The organism is Paralimibaculum aggregatum (assembly GCF_030270585.1).
GTDB lineage: Bacteria > Pseudomonadota > Alphaproteobacteria > Rhodobacterales > Rhodobacteraceae > Thermohalobaculum > Thermohalobaculum aggregatum.
Map to the genome: position 1 here is coordinate 14,933 of NZ_BSYI01000053.1, position 20,609 is coordinate 35,541.

Genomic DNA, 20,609 nt, shown 5'->3' on the forward strand with positions numbered 1-20,609 from the left:
GCTCCGGCGGATCGCCAGCCCCCTCAGGCGCCCCCGAAGACTACGAGGGCTACCGATTCGGGCGAAGGCTCCACCGCCTTCACGTGTCGCGGCATCGAGAGCATCCAGGAGATCGTCGTGGGCGTCCGCTCCCGGAGCGGCGACATCGGGGGCAATTCCCGATCGACGACAGCTGCGACCCAGAGAGCATTGAACGCATCAGAGCCGATGAGCCGCGGAGCGAATCGACCGGCAACGTCAAGGGGTGTGGAGGGTGCGGCTCTGCACTATTGCCTCGGGCATGGCGGCGAAGCGCCATTGCGACTTCCGCGAGAGCTAGGAGAGCTTCTAAGGCGCCTCGGCTGCCGAGCCCTGCCCCGAGCCCGGACCGACAGGCGAAAGGCATGGCGACTTTGCGATCACCGCAACGTCAACCCGCTCGCAGCCGCGCACCCCCGGGCCTCCGGCCGCTCCGGCTCGGCCGCGCGGCAGGCCTGTCTTCCGCAATATACCGCGGCGCCGGGAGATCCGCGGCCGCGCAAACTCGGAGCGACGATCCCGCGCGCGGCCAGCCGCTCTCATGTTCCACCGGCCGCTTGTCGCCGCAATTGACGATGTCGGCCTCGGCGCATCCGGGGGCGCATGTCCCGCCCCCGCCTCCGGCGCCAGTTGCCCCGCCGCACCCCCCGCCGCATCCCGGCGTACGACCGAAACACCGAAACGCCTGTCTCCTCGCCCGCTGGCGCATGCCGGAAACGACAATCGCCAGGGGTCATGGACCGTCCTGCCGCGGTCGAAGGCGCGCCTGTGCTCACCGAGCATCCATCCGTTCCGGCGGATCTCGATCCGCACAGCACGGACCGGGGTCTCGACATGGCGCCCGACCACCGAGGCAGGAAGCGGGAAGGCGTTGCCGTCGACGCGCAAGAGGCAGGTCTCCGACACGGAAACCGGAACAGCAGGGAAGCAGCCAATGCGGCTGCGACAGGGCACGTGACTCGGCCGCCCTGGGCCGAACACGTCTCGGCCCGTGCGATCAGCCATCTCAGCCAAGTGTTGCGCCCTCGCCCGGGCAACGCAGCGGTCCTCAGGCCAGACGTCGCGCTTGGCGTGCCCGCGACGCGATCTTGCGGTGCGAGGACGGGCAGCCCTCCCTCGCCCACCAGATCTTCGAGGCGCTCATCCGGCATCGTTGTCGGGCCAGTGGCGCAGCACGGTCCAGTTCAACCGCCGGCATCGCGATCCCCGCCCCGACCACCTCGGCAGCATCGACAACCCCCGGAACCGTGGCGCTCCCGACCGGACGACGTTCACACATCAGGAGGTCCCCTTGCCGCGCTGATCCGTATAGTGGTTCTTCACCGCTGGAACCGGATCGGCAGCGTGGGTGTCGGTTCATGAATGGCCAGATGCGGGAGGGCAGCCGCCGCGCGAGGATTGGCGGGGGAACCAGGCGGATACTGCCAGGTTGACCCATCTGCCGGCCGCCTGTTGCTCCGACCGCGCCAGCGTGCCGGCGTGAGGCTCCGGTTTCGGACGGGCGGTCGTCGAAGGAAATGGCCGACGCCGCCCGGCAGGGCTTCAGGCCACCATCGGCGTCTCGGACATGTCTCCGGGGGCGGGTGCGAGCAGCGCCGTCCACTCCTGCCTGGCGGCATCGAAGGCCGCCTGGTCCGCGGTGTCGATCGCCTCGCGCAGCGACAGGTGCAGTCTGCGTGCATGCGGGGCAAGGGCGTCCTGCGCCGACTGATCCGCGCTGTCACGTTCGGCGATGAGGGTTGCGAGCGCCACCTCCAGCCGGTCCCGCAGCTGCGCCTCCGAGGCAATCGCGCCGCGCAGGTCGAAGATCGTCCGCACCGCAACGGTCTGGGCGCCCAGGAGATTGCCCGCAGCCCAGGCATCCGCCACGCGCTGGCGCTCGGCGGCGAAGGTCTCGCGGCCGGGCCGGCCGAGGACGGCCAGCATCGCGTCGATCTCGTCGAGACGCCCCGCAAGCGCCGCCTCCGCCGCTTCTGTGACCTCCTCCTCGGTCATCGCCATGATCCAGTCGATCTGCGCCTTGCTGCGCTTCAGCTCGAGGAGCCTTTCGAGCATCAGCTTGATGCTGCCCTCGCGGCCGCCCGTACCGCCCAGTCTCGCATACTCGGCGAGCCCGCCTTCCCGGGTGAAGGCCTGCCATTCCCGCAGCACCTCGATCTTGTTCTTCAGCCGGTCGAAGCCCTCCTCGAAGCTCAGGGCAAAGGTGGCGCAGGAGGGCGACACCCGCGTGGCGGCAGCCCATTCGGCATCCCCTCCCAGGCCGTCATAGAGCGTCTCGAGGTCGGCGATCTGCCGGGCGAGCTCGCCCGCGTCCTCGGAGGCCTGGTCCGGCAGGTCGGACAGGCGGTCGGCTCTCTCGATGATGGCGATCTTGCTCGTGAGGCGCTTCTCGCTGGCCACCCGCGCCTCGAGCTCCGGATCGTTGGCGGTCGCGAGGGCGTCGGCGATCTGCTGCTCCAGCGAGGCGTTGGTCGCGCCGAGGCGGGCGATCCGCTCGACGAGGACGGGATTGGCGCCGAAGAACCCCTCGGCGGCCAGTCTCGAGAGGGAGCCGAACCAGCCGAGCCGCTTGAAATGGATCACCTGATCCCATTGCCGCTCGAGCTCTTGCCGGAACGGCTCGAACGCCTCCTGAGCCGCACGGTTGCGGCGAGCCTCGTCGCAGAGCGTGTCGGCGAGCGCGACCATGCCGTCGGCCGGACACTGCGCGATGCGCAGGGCGCCGGTGCCGAGCGCTTCGAAGAGCTCCTCGACCGTCAGCCGGTCGCAGGCCGCCTGCAGGAACTCGAGCCGTTTGGCGAGCCCTTCGATCGCCGCGTCCGATACCGCTCCGGCAAGCGCGCCGTGGCGGCCCTCGATGCCGTCGCGGGAACCGGCCATGGTCGCGGCGAGGCTCTGCGGGTCGATCCGCCCGAGCGCCTCCCGGGTCTCTGCCGCCAGCAGGTCCCGGGCCTGCGGGAAACAGGGGTCGAGCATCGCGTTCACGGAGCGGCCCAGGCTCTCGCGGCAGATCTGGAGCGCTTCGGGGTCGGGCAGGCCTGAGCCGTGATCGATGGGAAGCAGGCCCGGATTGCCGCCATCGTCCATGGTCACCAGCAGGTTGTTGCCGTGCCGGTCGAGATTGGCGAACAGCATGTCGAAGACCGCGATATCGCCATATTCCCTAGCGTCGATCCGGGCCATCGCGTCGGGGTCGTCGCCCAGGACCTCGGCGACGCTGCCGATGTTGTCGGCGACCTTCTGCATCGAGCCCAGCATGGCGCCGGCATCCGGCTCGAACCCCGGCAGCACCGAGGCGTCGATCTCGGCCAGCACGGTCGGGCAAACACCGATCCGGAAGCCGGCCTCGGCCATCGCCTCGTCGAGCGTCCTGGCCAGCGCCTCGCGCGGCGCGCCGCTGCCCTGCGGCAGGCCGCTGAACACCGTGGCCTCGCGCACCGCCGGCTTGAAGATGAATGCCTTCTCGGCTCCGTCGTCGTCATAGCCGCCGCGCGCACGCTCGATCCACCAGGACTCGCTCGCGCCGCCCTCGGCCCCGAGGCCCGAGGCACCCGCCCGGGAGACCCCCTGCTTCACCGCGGTCTCGGTGAAATAGAACTCCGCCTGAAGCTGCGCGAGCGCCTCCATGGCGGCGGCATCGGTCGGCTGCGCGGTGATCGCGTCGAAACGGACCGCGAGTTCGGCGAGCCTTGCGCGCTGCAGCGCGTTTCCGGCGACCTTGTCGAGGGCGGTCAGCTCGGCGAGCTTCGCCTCGAGCCTGGCGATGCGGGAGGCGCTGCCGCGCGCCGCCGCCTCGTCCAGCTCGGCCGCGAGGGATCTGCGACGATCCGCAAGGTCCGATACCGCTGCCGACGCGGCCTCGGCGAGCGCGGCAATGCGCGCCGCATCGGGCTGCTTCAGGCAGGCCGCACCGCGCTCGACGACCTTGCGCAGAAGCTTCTCGCCGCGCAGCGCCCTGGCGATCTCCGGGCTCGCGGTTACCGCGCCCGCCGGGAAGGCCGCCTTCTTCACATAGGCCATCTGCGGCGCAAGCTCGGCCTTGATGGCCTCGTGCTGCTCCCGGCGCCGCGCCTCGCTGCCGGCGTGGCCGGCACGGCGGCGCAAGTCGAGGATTTCGGCCTCCATCGGGTCGATGCCCGCCGCGATCGCGTCGAGATCGCCGCTCGCCAGATGGCTGCGGAAGCCGCGATAGGATGTCAGCGTGGCAATGGTCTGCGGCTGGCGCGCGATCGCCGAGCCGACGATCTCCCGCACGGCGTTGTCGATCGCCGCCATGCGGGCGGCCAGCGCCGGATCCAGCGCCTCCATGCCGGGGCGGGCACGGTCGAGCGCATCGAGCGCCGTCTGGCACCGCGCCACCTCGGCCCTGATCATCGCGAGCAGGAACGCCCGCTCGTCCGGGGCCAGATCGGCATCATCGGCAATGCGCTGGACGAGGGCCCGCAGCGAGGCCTTCACCCGGTCGATCCGGGCCGAGCGCCGCTCCGGATCGAGCGAGAGCGCGCGGTCCACGAGCCGGCGCAGATCGGTCTGGCCCGGATAGGCGGCGAGGCGCGACCGCGATCCGGCGGCATCGGGAATCTGCTGCGCCTGCCCGGCGAGCCCGTCGAGCCGGAAGACGAGATCCTCCCGATCCTCGTCGCCGAGCCCCGGAGAGGTTTCGACGATCCGCCGGAGCTGTGCTGCGGCGCCGATGAGGCCGTCGAGCGCGCCCTCGATGCCTGAGGCTTCCCTGCCGGCGAGGTCCTCGAACCGGTCCTCGAGCGCCGTCACCCTGTCGTCCAGGTCGGCGAGCACCGCATGATCGGTGTCGGCCGGATCGGCGGCCTGATCGTCGAGATCGCCGGGCGCGGCGTCGAGCGCCGCATCGCCCCCGGCGATCTCCTCGAGGTCCTGCTCGTCATCGAACTCGACGCCGCCGCCGCGGATCGTGACCCTGAGGCTGAGACCGGCATGGAGCTTGATCGCCCGCTTGATCATCTTCGCAAGGCCGCCCGGCGGCTGCGCCTCGAGCTCGAACACCAGCCCGCCGTTGCCGCCATGGACCGCGCCGGTGAAATAGACGCCCTTCTTGCCCTTCATGGCATAGGCCTTCTTCACATCGGACGTCCTGACCCGGCGCCTGGTGAGCACCAGGCCGCTGACCGGGCGGCCGGGCGCGACAACGAAGTTCCAGGCGCTGTCCGGCGAGAGCTGGCGCACCTTGCGGACGAGCTTGGCCATCGCCTCCATGGCCGCGAGCCGATTGCCGTCCTGTGCGCCGCGGTCGAGCTGTGCCCTGGCCGCCTTCGCGCGTTCGGCGTCCACCTCGCGGGCCATCTTCTCGGCGGCCCTGATGGTCCTGGCGAGGAAATCCGTGACCGTGTCGTTGTCGCGGTGCCGGGCCCTGACGCCGTTCGCCTTGTCGATGATCTCGTCGAGCGCCATCGACTGCTTGTCGAGGTCGCGTTTCCTGACAGCACCGGCGAGCGCCTCGAAGACCTCCGACATGCCGGTCCGCTTGACCTTCTTCTCGTGCTTGATCGCGGCGCGCCAGTCTTTCTTGCTCAGATAGTCGGTCATCAATCTTCTCCTCGGCGATACGGCTTCAATCCGGCCGGTCGGGCTCGGGACACGGTGCCAATCTGGGGAGCGCCCGTCGGCCAGCCGTCGGCTGGTGCGTCGATTCCCGGACAAAAGAGGCCCGGGCCCGGAATTGACGCGCCGGTCGGTTCCCTTGACGCGGCCGCCCGCAGATCGGGCCGGAACACCGGCTGTGCCGCCCTCCGGGCCCATCGCGGTTGACGCAAGCGACAAGTTTCCGTCAAGTTCGGGGTGACCCTGGGAGAGGCAGATCCGATGCGGGACGCAGCGGAGAATGCGACGATTGGTTTGCTGGGCGAGGTCCATGTCCGGGACCGGGGCGGCCGAGAGATCAAGTTGCCGCGAAAGAACAAGGCGCTCCTGGCAGCGCTCGTGCTGGCGGGGCAGGCCGGGCTGTCCCGCGAGCGGCTCTCGGACCTTTTCTGGCAGGACCGGGATACCCAGCAGGCGCGCAAGAGCCTGCGCCAGGGCATCCTCGATCTTCGCAAGGGGCTTGGCGACCTTCAGGTTCTCGTTCAGGCCGATGCCGAGCGTGTGCGTTTCGATGGCCGCGGCTCGATCGTCGATGTCAGCATGTTCGAGGCGCTGGCCGCCGGTCCCGGCACCGGACAGATCGACCGCGCCCTCGATCTCTATCGGGGCGATCTGCTGTCGGGGCTGGAGATCAAGGAGGGCGAGTTCGAGTCCTGGCTCCTGCCCAGGCGCCAGCGGCTGCGGTTCCTCGCCATCGACCTGTTCGGTCGCTATCTCGCCGAGGCATCGGATATCCCGCGCGTTGCAGTCGTGGCCGAGCGCCTGCAGAAGCTCGACCCGCTGAGCGAGATCGCGCACCGGGCGCTGATGCGGATGTACTCGGCGCAGGGCCAGCACACGGCGGCGATGCGTCAGTTCGACGAGTGCCGCGCGCTGCTGGAGCGCGAGCTCGGCACCGCGCCGGGCGCCGAAACCGTCGCGCTCTACGACCGGATCCGGAAATCGCGCCGCGCGCCTTCCGGGCTCCCGTCAGCGGAGGCGCCGCCGCCGCCTGCCAACATCCCCGATGCGGCCGGTGCGGGCCCGGCCCCGGCATCGGACACGCGGCCCTCGATCGCCGTGCTGCCCTTCGAGAACCTCTCGCCCGGGGAGGAGGACCCCTACTTTGCCGACGGCATCACGGAGGAGGTCACCACGGCGCTGTCCTATGTCCAGTGGCTGTTCGTGATCGCGAGAAATTCCGCGTTCACCTTCCGGGGCCCCGATATCGAGGCCGGCGCGAAGCTGGACGTGCGGTATCTGCTGCTCGGCAGCGTGCGCCGGGCCGACGGCGTGGTCCGCGTCAATGTCCGGCTGGTCGATGTCGCCCAGAATGCGCAGATCTGGGCCGGGCGCTTCGAGAGCGACGTGGAGAACGTCTTCGCGCTGCAGGACGATCTGGCCACCGAAGTTGTCGGCGCGATCCAGCCCGGCCTCCGCGACGCCGAGATCGCGATCGCCCGGCGCAAGCCACCCGACGTGCTCAACGCCTACGACCTCTATCTGCGCTCGCTCCCGCATGTCTACCGGATGTCCGAGGCGGACACGACGCAGGCGCTCACGATGCTCGAGAGGGCGATCGCGATCGACGCGAACTTCAACCGGGCGCGGAGCCTCTGCGGCTGGATCTACACGCTCAGGCAGTCGCAGGGATGGAGCAAGCGCGGCACGGGCGAGGCCAGGCTCGCCATCGAGCACGCCCGGATCTGCCTCGCCCACGAGATGGAGAGCGATGCGGAGATCCTCTGGCAGGCGGGCTACACCCTCGGATATTTCGATGGCAACTATGAGGACAGCCTCGCCTTCATCGACCGTTCGCTGGCGCTCAACCGCAACTCCGCACAGGCGTGGATCATTCGGGGCATGATCAACGGCTTCATCGGCCGGCCGGAGCAGGCGATCGAGGACTGCCGAACCGCCATCCGCCTCAGCCCGCTCGATCCGCTGATCTATCGCGCCCACTACGGGCTGGCGCTGGCGCATGTCGTGCTCGGGGACTACCGGGCGGCCGTCAGATGGGCGCGGCAGGGCGTCGCCAGCGGGCCGAACTACATCCCCGGATACTACATGCTGATCGCAGGGCTGGCGAACACCGGCGAGGACGCGGAATGCGCGCGCGTCGGCGAGCGCGTCCTGCAGCTGCTGCCGGACATGACAGTGAACCGATGGAGGGAGAACACGCCGATCCGATGCGAGCCGGCCCGGCAGACGATCGCCGAAAGTCTCAGGAAGGCAGGCCTGCCGGCTTGATCCACTGGGCGGCGGCGTCGATGGCTGATCAGTGGAATCGGAACAAGCAAGTCCCGCGGCTGAGGGCCTTTTCGGGTGACGCAGCAGTGCCGATTGCCTCCGATCCCTGCCCTCCGATCAGGCGGCAGCGCGTGAACCGGCCCGGACGGACGAGGACGACGCGACGCATGGAGCGGCAGATTCTGCCGGCATGTGGTGGAGCAGTCGGCCGCGCGTCAGTCGGCTTCCGGGGCCAGGATGACATCGTGGTAGCAGAGTCTGGCTTCGACCCGATGATACCGGCGGGGCAAGGCAGTTCGCCCGGTTTCCTGGGCGACCTTGGCCCCGGTGGGCGACCTGTCACCCGGCATGACAGGTGTCCCTCGCGGCGTGCGCGCCAACCATCGGCTCGCCCCCTCGCCCGACGGAGCCAGCGGCCGCGGATACGGCGGCTTTCCAGAGGTTGTTTCGCGCGGAGCCCCCCTTGGAAATCCGATCCCGAGGTCCCGGCGACCGGCAGGCCGCGTGAGCGCCGTGATCCATGCCTTGCATTCCTGCGGCGTGCCGGAGGCTTTCTTCCCGGCATCGAGCGCGCGCCCCCTCGCGTCCCGTTCCACCGCCAGACGAGAGGCCGGCACAAAGCAGGCCTCCCGAACGGCGCCGGAGGGCCGCGCCGGCGCGGCAGTCTGCCTCGACCCGTAGGGCTCGAAGGCGGTGCGGCGGCGCCGAGGTCTGCGCATCGGCGCTCCTGCTCCGAAGGCCCGCGCTCTGGTGGCCATCCCGCCAGCGATCGGCCGCCTGGCGCGGGCGACCCACGCCGGTTCCGGCCAGCGAAAGCCGGTAGGCCGGAGCATTCGCGCCCGGACGGAACCGGCGACCCCGAGGGCTGCCGGGTCTGCCCGATCAGGCGGGATGCTCCAGCATCTTCAGCTGAAGGCCCTTGCCGGTGTAGGGATTCGCCCGGGCGACCTCCTCGTCGAGCTCCACGCCGATCCCCGGCTGGTCGGAAAGGATGATGTGCCCGTCTTCCCAGCGCACCGGGGTCTTCAGGATATCGGCATGGAACCCGGTCCAGTCCTCGATGCCCTCGAGGATCAGGAAGTTGGGCGAGCAGGCGGAGAGCTGGATGTTGGCCGCGCCGACGATCGGCCCGCAGAAGAGATGCGGCGCGATCTGTGCATGATGCGCCTCGGCCATGCCCGCGATCTTCTTTGCCTCCAGCAGACCGCCGACGCGGCCGAGGTTCATCTGCAGGATCGAGGCCGCATCGCGGCGCAGCAGCTCGGCGAACTCGTACTTGGTGTTCAGGCGCTCGCCGGTCGCGACCGGAATGGTGGTCTTCTGCGCGACCTTCGCCATGCCGGGGATGTTGTCCGGCGGGGTCGGCTCCTCGAGCCAGAGCGGATCGAAGCGTTCGAGGCGCCGGGCGAAGCGGACCGCGCCGGCGGGGGTCATCTGCCCATGCGTGCCGATCAGCAGGTCGCAGCGGTCGCCGACCGCCTCGCGGATGCGCCCGACATAGGCCTCGGCCTTCGACAGCGTCTCGAGGGAGAGCTGGCGGGGATCGAACGACGTGTAGGGGCGCGCCGGATCGAACTTGATCGCGGTGAAGCCCATATCGGCGTATTGCAGCGCACGTTCGGCCGCCACATCCGGGTCGTTGCGCACGGCGATGTTGGAGTCCGCCGCCGAGGAGGGATAGAGGTAGGTGTAGCTGCGCAGGCGCTCGTGGACCCTCCCGCCGAGCAGCTCGCAGACCGGCTTGTCGTGCGCCTTGCCCATGATGTCCCAGCAGGCGATCTCGATGCCGCTGACGATGCCCATCACCGAGGGGTCCGGCCGCTGGGCAAAGCCGCTGGAATAGATGACGCGCCAGAGATGCTCGATCCGGAAGGGATCGCTGCCCGCGACATGGCGCTCGAAGACGTCCTCGATCATGCCGACCAGCGCCCTGGGGTGGAACGGAACGCCGTAGACCTCGCCATAGCCCACGATGCCGGTATCGGTGGTCAGCTTGACGAACACCCAGTAGGGGCCGCCGCGGCCCGGCGGCGGATTGGCCACGACGAAGGTTTCGAGGTCGGCGATCTTCATTGGGCAAGCTCCGGTTGCGGTGCGGATTGGGAACTGAGGATCAGATCGGCGCATTTCTCGCCGATCATGATGCAGGCGGCATTGGTGTTGCCGGAGACGACCGTCGGCATGATCGAGGCATCGGCGACGCGCAGCCCCTCCATGCCGCGGACCCGGAGCCTGTCGTCCACGACGGCCATCGCGTCATGGCCCATCTTGCAGGTCGAGCTCGGGTGGAAGATCGTCGAGCCGCTCTGCCGGACATAGTCGAGGACGCCCTCGTCGCTCTCGACATCGGTGCCGGGGGTGATCTCCTGCCCGAGAAAGGGGGCCATGGCCGGCTGGCCCACCACATCGCGGATCAGGCGGATGCCGGCAACCATGGTCTCGCGGTCGATCATCGCATCGAGATAGTTGGGCTGGATCACCGGCTTGGCTGCCGGGTCGGGGGAGTCGATGGCGATGGTCCCCCGGCTTTCGGGCCTGAGCTGGCAGACCGACACCGTGAAGCCGGAGAAGCGGTGCAGGCTCTTGCCGCGGCCTTCGGCGCTGTAGCGCAGGAAGTGGAACTGGATATCCGGCGAGGCGATCTCGGGCCGGGTGCGGGCAAAGACGCCGACCTGCCCGGCGCTGAGCGACAGCGGGCCCCGGCGCGTCAGCAGCCATTGCAGGCCGGTTCGCACCCGCCCGATCACCGTGCCGACCTCGTCGTTGAGCGTGACCGGCTGCTTGCAGGCAAAGACGCAGCGCGCGGTATAGTGGTCCTGCAGGTTTTGCCCGACGCCGGGAAGGGCATGGCGGGTCTCGATGCCCAGCGGGCCCAGATGTGCCGGATCGCCGATCCCGGAGAGCTGCAGGAGCTGCGGGGAATTGATCGCCCCGGCGCTCAGCACCACCTCGCGCGCGCAACGATACTCGACCGTTCGCCCGTCGATCTCCGCCTCGACACCGACCACGCGCCTGCCCTCGGTGAGAAGGCGGCGGACCAGGGCGCCGGTCTGGATACGCAGGTTGCTGCGGTGGCGCGCGGGGCGCAGATACGCCGTCGCCGCGCTGCATCGCAGGCCGTTCCGGGCGGTGGTCTGGAAATAGCCGGCGCCTTCCTGCTGCGCGCCGTTGTAGTCGCGGTTGCGGGGAATCCCGGCCTGCTCCGCGGCCTCGATGAAGGCATCGCAGAGCGGGTTCGGCTCGGCCTGCGAGATGCCGAGCGGCCCGCCCTTCGCGTGATAGGTCTCCGACATGCCCGGCAGCGCGTTGTCCTCGGCCATCCGGAAGAAGGGCAGGAGATCGTCGAAGCTCCACCCGACATTCCCGAGCTGGCGCCAGTGATCGAAATCCTCTCGCTGGCCGCGGGCATAGACCAGCCCGTTGATCGAGCTGCATCCGCCGAGCACCTTGCCCCGCGGCCAGGGGATGCGGCGGTTGGCGGCGCCCGGCACCGGCGCGGTCTCGTAGCCCCAGCTGATCCTCGGGTCGAACATCGTGCGATAGTAGCCGGCGGGCACGTGGATCCACGGATTGCGGTCGCGCGGCCCGGCCTCGATCAGCAGGACGCGGGTCGCGCTGTCCGCCGACAGCCTGTTTGCGACGACACAGCCGGCCGATCCCGCGCCAACCACGATGAAGTCATAGCTCTCAACCGTCATCTTTTCCCTGGCAGCTATAGGAGGATCCGCGCGGGGAAGCTCCCCGCGCCGAGATTTCCGGAAAGGATAGGAAGCGCGACCCGCCCATGTAAACTATATCAATTTCCCCGAGGGTGACGATCATCCATATGATCTTAAACATGAAATCGGTTCGCCGTGGCCGCCGCGCATCGAGACATATGGATGACTTTGCCCTAGAACAGCAAGCGATAATCCGTCGGCGGCAGGAAGTTCTGCTGGAAGATCACCGGCGTGTCGGAGAAATTGTAGATCCTGATCCACCACTCCATCCCGATGGCGCCCTGCGCGGTTCCGGTGAGCTCGGCGACCTGCGTCGGCATGATCGCCGACCTGATCGCGTGCTCCTCGTGGGTCGTGACGATCCCGTGCTCCTGATGGAAGAAGCGCCGGAACGACGTGCCATGCAGCGCATCCAGCGGAATTCTCGTCAGCTGCCGGGCAATCCTGGTCGAGACGAATATCCGGCTGAAGAATTCGTAGCAATCGTCGATCCGGACCACCCGTGAAATCCGCGTGAAGGTCTGGCCCTGGCCGAGGAAGTCCGACCAGGGGCCGTGCTTGCTCGTGGCGTCGACCGATATGATGCGGGACTTGGTGGAGGACACCGCACCGCCATCGGGCGGCTCGAAGCGGAAATACTTCACCTCCTCGACCGGCGTCGTGTTTCCCCGGTCTGCACCCGAGGCGGCCGCAACATAGGTTCCGGAGCCGTGGCGCCTGTCGACCAGCCCGCGCTCCGACAGGACGCCGAGGGCCTTCTGGATGGTGCCGAGGCTGACACCGTATTGCCTTGCCATGGCGGCCTCGCTCGGCAGGCGGCTGCCATAGGCCGTTTCGCCGCGCTCGATGCCGTTGAGGATTTCCCGGGCGATCGCCCGGTATTTCGGGACCTTCATTCGCGTTTCGTGCTCCCTCCAGTCCGGGCGCGCCATTCTAAGGGCGCACTCCAGAGTCATATATATGATCGAACGAGCGCGGCGACGCAACAATATTGTTTTCCCATGAAAAACATATTCTTACCGCAATGTGACAAGTCATATTCATCTAGTGGCATTATCGTTTCGGCTGTGATCTCGTTCAGAGGCTAGCTCGAGAAGGCGTCCGGTGAGCGCTGGATGCATCGGGAAATTGGCACGGTCCGATCCGCACGGCATCGCGGACAACGAGAACGGAAACACGGAGGAAACCATGAAACGCACTCTCGGAGCATTCCTGCTCGGCATATCGGCATGTCTCGGGGCGATCGCCCCGGCGCCGGCCCAGGCGGAGAGCTTCCCCGAAAAGCCGATCACGCTCTATGTCGCCTACCGCGCGGGCGGCGGCACCGACACGATGGGGCGCGTCGCGGCCAAGATCATGGGCGACCATCTCGGGCAGCAGGTCAACGTGGTCAACAAGCCGGGCGCTGGCGGCGGCCTGGCGGCGCTGACGCTGATGCGCGAACGCCCGGACGGCTACACCATCCTCCTCGACTCCTCCGAGCCGCTCACCCTGGGGCCGTTCCTGAACAAGGAACTGCGCTATGAACTCGACGATTTCGACTATATCGGCATGCTGGCATCCTATCAGCCGGGGCTGATCTCGCCGATCAACCGCGACTATGACACCCTCGAGGAATTCCTCGTCCATGCGAAGGAAGTCCCGGGCCAGAAATTCGCGTTCTTCAGCGCTGGCGCGAAGATGGTGATGCAGTACATCGCCCTGCAGGAGGGGCTGGAGTTCCGCTATGTGCCGACCAAGGGCGGCAGCGATGCGGTCAACCTGATCATCTCCGACCAGGTCGACGTCACCTGGAGCGGCGGGATCCATGCGCGCTACCCCGATCAGGTGAAGCTGATCGCCGCGGCGACCTCCGAGCGCCATGCCGGCAGCCCCGATGTCCCGACCTTCATCGAGAGCGGCGTGCCGCTGTCGACCAACACCTCGATGGTGTTCATGGCGCCCAAGGGCACGCCGCCGGAGATCCTGGCCATCCTCGAGGAGGCCGTGAAGGCGGCGACGGAGCATCCCGACCTGAAGAAGCTCTCGGCGAAGATCCAGGTCCCGATTTCCTACATGAGCGCCAGCGATACGCGGGAGGAGCTCGATCGCCAGCTCGCAAACTACCAGAAGATGATCGACGCGGTCGGCATCGAAACCCAGTGACAAGAGGCCGTGCCGCCCGCCCCGCTCCCGGCCGGGCAGGCGGCACGGCAAGCGATATCCGCGCCTGGAGAAGGCGAACGGACCGCCATGCCAATGCAATACGAGGTTGAGAAGAGACGAATGGACAGGATCGGCTGGATTGGACTGGGCAGCATCGGCCATGCGATGGCCGCCAACATCGACGCGGCGGGCGGCACCTATATCGTCGCGGATCCCGTCAACGCTGCCAGCGCCCCGGAGCATGCCACGGTCACGACCGACAATGCCGAGGTCGCCCGCGAGGCGGAGACGGTCTTCCTCAGCCTGCCCGACGGCAAGGTGAGCCTGGACGTGTGCCAGCAGATCATCGACGAGCCGCGGAGCATCGTGAAACGCGTCGCCAACACCTCGACCACCGGCATCGCCGAGGCCGAGGCGGCTGCCGAGCTGCTGGCGAAGGCGGGCATCGGCTATGTCGACTGCCCGGTCTCCGGCGGACTGGTCGGCGCCCGGGCGAAGACGCTCGCGATCATCGTCTCCGGGGCCGAGGCCGACGTGCAGGCGATGTCGCCGCTCCTCGGGATGCTGGGCAAGGTCATGGTCGTCGGCGACAGGCCGGGCCAGGCCCAGGCACTGAAGCTGCTCAACAATTTCCTGGCAGGAACCGCGCTCGTCGCCACCAGCGAAGCCGTCGCCTTCGGCGTGGCCTGCGGGCTGGACATGGCCACGATCATCGAGGTCGTGAACGCTGCGAGCGGGCGCAACACGGCGACGATGATCAAGTTCCCCAAGGACATCATCACCGGCAAGTTCCAGGGCGGCTTCGGCACCGACCTGTTCGCGAAGGACCTGCAGCTCTATGCCGAAAGCGTCAAGCGGATCGAGACGCCCAATGTCGTGGGGCAGGCGGTCACGGACATGTGGGTGACGATGCGACGCGACATGCCCGGCAGTGACTCCACCCGCATCTATCCGTATATCCAGAAGATGCGCCCCGAGAACTGATCCGGCCGCATCAACTCAAATCCGCGTCAAGAAAACGAGGCAGGACCATGCCGTTAGAAGATCGTGTGGCAAATGCAATATTGTTCATATTCGGCATTTCCTTCCTCGTGTATATCAACCCGACATTCACTTCGGACGGAGACGGCACGGTCGTGTCGCCGCGGCTGCTCCCCGAAGCCTGTGCGGTGGTGATCGTCGTCTGCACGGGCGGGCTGCTGGCCAGGGATCTGGTGGCGCGCATCGGCCGGTCGGTGGTTGCCAGGGCCGATGCCGAGAGCCAGGGGGAGATCTCGCGCATCGAGTTCGCCTCGCTCGCGGCGGTCACGGCGCTGCTCTGCGCGAGTGTCGCCCTCTTCCTCTGGGCGGGGCCCCTCTGGGGCAGCATCCTGCTGATCAGCGGCAGCCAGCTTCTGTCGGGCGAGCGCAGCCCCGTCGCGCTGATCCTGACGCCCGTCTGCCTGACCGCGGGTGCCTATGTGCTGTTCTACCACGTCCTCGGAACATCGGTGGCCTGAGCGATGGACACGCTTCTGTCAGGCTTCGAGATGGCGCTGCAGCCGGACACGGTCTTCTGGATCGTGGCCGGTGTGACCCTCGGCTATATCGTCGGTGTGCTGCCCGGGCTCGGCAAGGGTGCGGCGACCGCGATCGCGATCCCGCTGACCTTCTACATTCCGCCGCTCGCCGCCCTCGCCTTCCTGATCGGGATCGCCAAGGGCAGCACCGCGGGCTCGGCGGTCTCGGCAATCCTGCTGAACACGCCCGGCGAGCCCTCCTCCGCCCCGACAGCGCTGGACGGCTATCCGCTGGCCCGCCAGGGGAAGTCGCAGAAGGCGCTCAAGATGGGGCTGTTCGCCTCGGTGATCGGCGATTTCAGCACGACGATCCTGCTGATCTTCCTCGCCGCCCCGCTGGCGCGGTTCTCGACGCTGATCGGGCCGCTGGAGCTGACGAGCATCCTGCTGTTCTCGCTCACCTTCATCGCGGGCGTCTCCGGCGGGTCGCTGGCCAAGGGCATCATCTCGGGGGCGATCGGGATCATGGTCAGCTGCATCGGTTTCGAGATCGAGACCGCCACCCCGCGGCTGACATTCGGCTTTCTCGAGCTCTACGAGGGTATCTCGCTGGTGCCGGTGGCCATCGGCATGCTGGCGACCTCGGAGATGATGCTCCAGATCGCCAACCGGGCCGATATCGACCGGCAGACCAGGATGATCGTCCAGGAGGACGACCCGAAGGACCGCAAGCTCAGCTGGCGGGACTGGCGCGCCTGCCTGCCCGCCATCTTCCGCGGCACGGTGATCGGCGGCATCGTCGGCATCCTGCCCGGGCTGGGCTCGAGCGTGGCCTCCTTCCTGTCCTATGGCCTGACCCGGCGCGTGGCGAAGGATCCCTCACGCTTCGGCAAGGGCGCGCTCGAAGGCGTGGCGGCGGCCGAGAGCGCCGACAATGCGGTGGTACCGGCCAGCTTCATTCCGCTCTTTGCCATCGGCATTCCGGGCAGCGTGATCGCGGCGATCCTGATCGGCGCCTTCGTGATCCACGGGATCACCCCCGGGCCCCTGATCTTCCAGGACCATGGCGATCTGATGAACGGCATCTATGCCTCGATGATCGTGGCCAGCCTGGCGCTCCTGGTCATCGGCTATGTCGGCCAGCGCATCTTCTCGCAGATCGCCCGGGTGCCGCTCCGCTGGATCATCCCCACCGTCATGTTCCTCTGCGCGATCGGCGCCTACCTGCAGGGCGACGGCATCTTCGGCGTCCAGATCATGATCATCTTCGGCATTCTCGGGTTCTTCTCCAGGAAGCTCGACTATTCCTTCGTCACCTTCCTGATCGGCTTCGTGATCGGCCCGGCCTTCGAGCTTTCGCTCCGGCAGTCGATCGCGCTGACGGGCGGCGATGTCACCGCCCTCTTCACCCATCCGATCGCGCTCGTCTTCACGCTCGCGACGGTTGCCTTCGTTGCGCTGTTCGGCATTGCCACGGCGCGGAAATCCGCACTTCGGAAAACCCAGGAGATCACATGAAAAACGAATTGCTCAAGGCCGGCGACGAGGCTCGCCGTGCGGTTGTCGGCGATGAGCGCGTCGATGGCCTGCTGAAGAACACCACCGAGTTCGACCATGATTTCCAGGCCCTCGTGACGGAATACTGCTGGGGCAAGGTCTGGACCGAGGGGGTGCTCGACCGGAAGCAGCACAGCCTGAACAACATCTGCATCCTCGCGGCGCTCAACCGGTCGGCCGAGCTGACGCTGCACCTGCGCGGCGCGGTCCGCAACGGATGCACCGCCGAGGAGATCCGCGACACGCTGATCCAGGTCACGGTGTATTGCGGCGTGCCCGCCGGGGTCGAGGCGTTCCGCATCGCGCGCACGGTGCTCGCGGAAGAGGGCGTGGATCTGCCCGCGAAACCCCTCACCATTGCATGACCCCGCAAGACGGTTCCGCCATGCCTTCGCCCTTCACGGATGCGTTTCACGCGATCCACGACAGGTTCTTCATCGATGGCGCCTGGGTCTTGCCGGCGCGGGCCGGGACGCGCGATCTCGTCTCGGCCAGCGACGAGACCCGGCTCACGACCATCTCGATGGGCTCGGAGGTCGATGTGGACCGCGCGGTCGCGGCCGCAGGCAAGGCCCTTCCCGGCTGGTCGGGAAGGCCACTTGCCGAGCGGATCGGGCTGCTGGAGCGTCTGCTGGCGATCTATACCGAGCGCTACGAGGAACTGGCGCGGACCATCTCCCTCGAGATGGGCGCGCCGATCGACCTCGCCCGCAACGCGCAGGCGCGGACCGGGCTGACCCATCTGAAATCCTTCATCGACCTCCTCGGCCGGTTCGACTTCGCCGAGGAGATCGGCACCGAAGCGGCGCCCGAGACCGTCTTGCACGAGCCGATCGGCATCTGCGGGATCATCACGCCCTGGAACTGGCCGATGAACCAGATGATGGCGAAGGTGGTGCCCGCGCTGGGTGTCGGCTGCACGGTGGTGATGAAGCCCTCGGAGATGGCGCCGCTTTCGGCGATGCTGGTGGCGGAGATGATCCGGGAGGCCGGCTTCCCGGCGGGCGTGTTCAATCTGGTGAACGGCGACGGTGTCGGTGTCGGCGAGCCGATCTGCCGGCACGAGGACGTCGCGATGATCTCTTTCACCGGCTCGACCGGCGCAGGGGTCGCGGTTTCCCGAACCGCGGCGGCCACCGTCAAGCGAGTGGTTCTGGAGCTTGGCGGGAAATCGCCCAACATCATCTTCGCGGACACGGATCTGGAAGCCGTCGTGCGGACCGGGGCCGCCGCCTGTTTCCGGAATTCGGGGCAATCCTGCAATGCGCCGACGCGCATGCTGGTGGAGCGCGGCGCCTATGATGCCGCGGTCGGGATTGCGGCGGAGGAGGCACGGCGCACCGCGGTCGATCTCCCGGAGAAGCCCGGAGACCATATCGGCCCGCTCGTCTCGCGTGCCCAGTACGACCGCGTTCAGGCGCTGATCGAGACGGGGATTGCCGAGGGCGCACGGCTGGTCGCCGGAGGCACCGGCAAGCCGCCGGGCTTCGAGCGCGGCCATTTCGCACGGGCCACGGTGTTCGCCGATGTCGAGAGCACGATGGCGATCGCGCAGGAGGAGATTTTCGGCCCGGTCCTGGCGATCCAGCCCTTCGATACCGAGGAGGACGCGGTCCGGATCGCCAATGACACGCGCTACGGCCTCAACGCCCAGGTCCAGAGCGCCGACCGGGCTCGGGCGCTGCGGGTCGCCCGAAGGCTCGACTGCGGCATGGTCCAGATCAATGGCGCGAAGCGCGGGCCGATGGCCCCGTTTGGCGGCTACAAGCATTCCGGCAACGGCAGGGAGTCGGGGATCTGGGGCCTGCGCGAGTTTCTGGAAATCAAGGCGGTCAGCGGCTGACGGCCCCATGCCGGGCGATGTGACGGCGGATCCGGGCCTTTGCGGCGCCTGTGGCCCATCTCGTCGCCCGGCAGTTCCTGGCGCAACGGCGGTTTCTGAACCGGTTAGTCGGCCCCTCGGTCGGGCGGAGACGGCAGGCCGACGGATCGCGCCCGGCGCGACCCTGATCGGGGGAAAGCGCTGCGCCATCTGCTGTCCGGGGCTTGGCTCCCGCGGCCAGGCTGGCATTGTCGGAGGCGCTTGGCTGCGTGCCCCGGCCGGAGGGCCGCAGGTGGTGCGCCGCCCGCCGGGCATTGCGCGGCGGCGCGCAGCCTGCCAAGCAGGCAGGACCGACAGCGAGGGAACCCCGATGGCCATCCGGTTCGAGAAGTCCTTTACCCAGCAGGAGCCGATCCCCGAGGAGGCGATTGCCCGCGCGGCCGAGATCCTGCGCTCGGGCCGGCTGCATCGCTACAACACTGCTCCGGGCGAGACCGCCGAGGCGAGCCTTCTCGAGGAGGAATACGCAGCCTGGCAGGGCGCGCGCTTCTGCCTCGCCGTGACCTCGGGCGGGCAGGCAATGCAGATCGCGCTGCGGGCGACCGGAGTGAAGCCGGGGACGAAGGTCCTGGCCAATGCCTATACGCTCGCCCCGGTGCCCGGTGCCCTGCATGCCGCGGGGGCCGAGGTGGTGCTGGTGGAGATCGACCGCAACTGGCACACGGACATCGCCGACCTGTGCGCCAAGGCCGATGCGACCGGGGCCACCCACCTGATGCTCTCGCACATGCGCGGCCATATCTGCGACATGGATGCGATCATGCAGGCGGTGCGAGATTTCGACCTGACGCTGATCGAGGACTGCGCCCACACCATGGGCGCGCGCTGGAAGGGCATCCGCTCGGGCAATTTCGGCCATGTCGCCTGCTTCTCGACCCAGACCTACAAGCACATGAATTCCGGCGAGGGCGGCTTCCTCACCACCGATGACCCGGACATTGCCGCCCGGGCGGTGGTGACCTCGGGCTCCTACATGCTCTATGGCGCGCATGGCGCGATCCCCGAGGAGGCGGTGTTCCGCCGCCAGCGCCTCGAGGCCCCGAACAGCTCGGCACGGATCGACAATCTGCGCGCCGCGCTGCTCAGGGCGCAGCTCCCGGGGCTGGAGGACAATGTTCGCCGCTGGAACGAGCGCTACGACGTGCTCTCGCGGGGCTTCGCCGCGATCCCCGGCATTCGGGTGCCGGAGCGCGCGCAGCACGAGGCCTATGTCGGCTCGTCGTTCCAGTTCCAGGTGACGGGCCTCGCGCCGGAGCGGATCCCCGAGCTCGTGGCCGGCTGCGCCGCGCGCGGTGTCGAGATCAAGTGGTTCGGAGCCGACGAGCCCCAGGGCTTCACCAGCCGGTTCGACAGCTGGCGGTATCTGGGCGATGTACCGGACCTGCCGCAGACCCGCGCCGTGCTGGCCACCACCTGCGACATCAGGGTGCCGCTGACCTTCGCGCCCGAGGACTGCGCGGTGATCGTGCAGATCGCCGGCGAGGAACTGGCCGCCCTCGGCACCTGACGCGGGACGGCGCACCCGGCGCGGCGCCGCCCCGAAGTCCGGATATTCCGGCTTCGTTCCGCATCGGAGCCGGATAGGCCGCGGCTGGCCTAGGCACGGACCGGTCTGGCCTTGGCCGCCACGGATGTGGGTCCGGGCTCCGTCCGGCAGCCCCGAGCAGACCGGACCTGCCGGGCATCGCGCATCCGAAGCACCGATGGACCAGCTGCCGATGTGATCGAAGCACAGGGTCCCGCCTTTGTGCCCAGAAAGCGGGTGACCTTTCGTCAATATCTCTAGCCAGGGTCTCACTCGGCCACCGGGATGGGAGGGGCCCTTGGCGAGGCGGATGGGGCGGCGGCCTGTGCCCGAGTGTGCAGAGCGAGCGGTGGCGCGGTTGCCCGAGACTGGCATGGTCCGTGCCGGCCTGGCTGGGGGATCGGGCGTGGCGCCCGGAA

13 protein-coding genes are annotated in these 20,609 nt (G+C 68.2%); 8 read left to right on the forward strand and 5 right to left on the reverse strand.

Annotation, left to right across the window (positions count from 1 at the left end; translation table 11 throughout):
• Nucleotides 1–327: 327 nt before the first annotated feature.
• Together QSJ97_RS25200 and QSJ97_RS25095 are read right to left on the reverse strand one after the other, a co-directional pair.
• Complete coding sequence (locus QSJ97_RS25200; protein ID WP_434220950.1) at nucleotides 328–1,023, reverse strand: Mu transposase domain-containing protein; 696 nt, start codon at nucleotides 1,021–1,023, stop codon at nucleotides 328–330.
• A gap of 537 nt (nucleotides 1,024–1,560) precedes the next feature.
• The gene (locus QSJ97_RS25095; protein WP_352231131.1) at nucleotides 1,561–5,907 is read right to left on the reverse strand and encodes a hypothetical protein; all 4,347 of its coding nucleotides are present in this window, start codon (nucleotides 5,905–5,907) and stop codon (nucleotides 1,561–1,563) included.
• Between the two features lie 267 nt (nucleotides 5,908–6,174).
• Between QSJ97_RS25095 and QSJ97_RS21775 the strand changes: the two genes are divergently transcribed.
• Nucleotides 6,175–7,863, forward strand: a complete 1,689-nt coding sequence (locus QSJ97_RS21775; protein ID WP_285674425.1) for a BTAD domain-containing putative transcriptional regulator — start codon at nucleotides 6,175–6,177, stop codon at nucleotides 7,861–7,863.
• Between the two features lie 882 nt (nucleotides 7,864–8,745).
• Here QSJ97_RS21775 and QSJ97_RS21780 read toward each other — a convergent pair.
• The 3 genes from QSJ97_RS21780 to QSJ97_RS21790 form a co-directional block, all read right to left on the reverse strand.
• Nucleotides 8,746–9,936, reverse strand: coding sequence for a mandelate racemase/muconate lactonizing enzyme family protein (locus tag QSJ97_RS21780; RefSeq protein WP_285674426.1), 1,191 nt, complete (start codon nucleotides 9,934–9,936; stop codon nucleotides 8,746–8,748).
• The gene (locus QSJ97_RS21785; protein WP_285674427.1) at nucleotides 9,933–11,561 is read right to left on the reverse strand and encodes a GMC family oxidoreductase; all 1,629 of its coding nucleotides are present in this window, start codon (nucleotides 11,559–11,561) and stop codon (nucleotides 9,933–9,935) included. Before QSJ97_RS21785 ends, QSJ97_RS21780 begins: the two co-directional genes overlap by 4 nt.
• A 194-nt stretch (nucleotides 11,562–11,755) precedes the next feature.
• Nucleotides 11,756–12,478 carry a GntR family transcriptional regulator gene (locus QSJ97_RS21790; RefSeq protein WP_285674428.1) on the reverse strand — a complete coding sequence of 241 codons (723 nt, stop codon included), beginning with the start codon at nucleotides 12,476–12,478 and terminating at the stop codon, nucleotides 11,756–11,758.
• Nucleotides 12,479–12,770: 292 nt separating this feature from the next.
• On the opposite strand from QSJ97_RS21790, the gene QSJ97_RS21795 reads away from it, so the two are divergent.
• The 7 genes from QSJ97_RS21795 to QSJ97_RS21825 all read left to right on the forward strand — a co-directional run bounded on the left by QSJ97_RS21795 (nucleotide 12,771) and on the right by QSJ97_RS21825 (nucleotide 20,172).
• Nucleotides 12,771–13,727, forward strand: coding sequence for a Bug family tripartite tricarboxylate transporter substrate binding protein (locus QSJ97_RS21795; RefSeq protein ID WP_285674429.1), 957 nt, complete (start codon nucleotides 12,771–12,773; stop codon nucleotides 13,725–13,727).
• Nucleotides 13,728–13,847: 120 nt separating this feature from the next.
• Nucleotides 13,848–14,711 (forward strand): NAD(P)-dependent oxidoreductase, encoded by an 864-nt coding sequence (locus tag QSJ97_RS21800; protein WP_285674431.1) that lies wholly within the window; start codon nucleotides 13,848–13,850, stop codon nucleotides 14,709–14,711.
• A 47-nt stretch (nucleotides 14,712–14,758) separates the two neighbouring features.
• Nucleotides 14,759–15,226, forward strand: coding sequence for a tripartite tricarboxylate transporter TctB family protein (locus tag QSJ97_RS21805; RefSeq protein WP_285674433.1), 468 nt, complete (start codon nucleotides 14,759–14,761; stop codon nucleotides 15,224–15,226).
• Between the two features lie 3 nt (nucleotides 15,227–15,229).
• On the forward strand, nucleotides 15,230–16,744 hold the full coding sequence (locus tag QSJ97_RS21810) for a tripartite tricarboxylate transporter permease (RefSeq protein WP_285674434.1): 1,515 nt from the start codon (nucleotides 15,230–15,232) through the stop codon (nucleotides 16,742–16,744).
• Complete coding sequence (locus tag QSJ97_RS21815) at nucleotides 16,741–17,148, forward strand: carboxymuconolactone decarboxylase family protein (protein ID WP_285674435.1); 408 nt, start codon at nucleotides 16,741–16,743, stop codon at nucleotides 17,146–17,148. The genes QSJ97_RS21810 and QSJ97_RS21815 overlap by 4 nt, the downstream gene beginning before the upstream one ends.
• Nucleotides 17,149–17,168: 20 nt before the next feature.
• Nucleotides 17,169–18,626, forward strand: coding sequence for an aldehyde dehydrogenase family protein (locus QSJ97_RS21820; RefSeq protein ID WP_285674439.1), 1,458 nt, complete (start codon nucleotides 17,169–17,171; stop codon nucleotides 18,624–18,626).
• A gap of 349 nt (nucleotides 18,627–18,975) precedes the next feature.
• Nucleotides 18,976–20,172 carry a DegT/DnrJ/EryC1/StrS family aminotransferase gene (locus QSJ97_RS21825; RefSeq protein ID WP_285674437.1) on the forward strand — a complete coding sequence of 399 codons (1,197 nt, stop codon included), beginning with the start codon at nucleotides 18,976–18,978 and terminating at the stop codon, nucleotides 20,170–20,172.
• Nucleotides 20,173–20,609 lie beyond the last annotated feature (437 nt).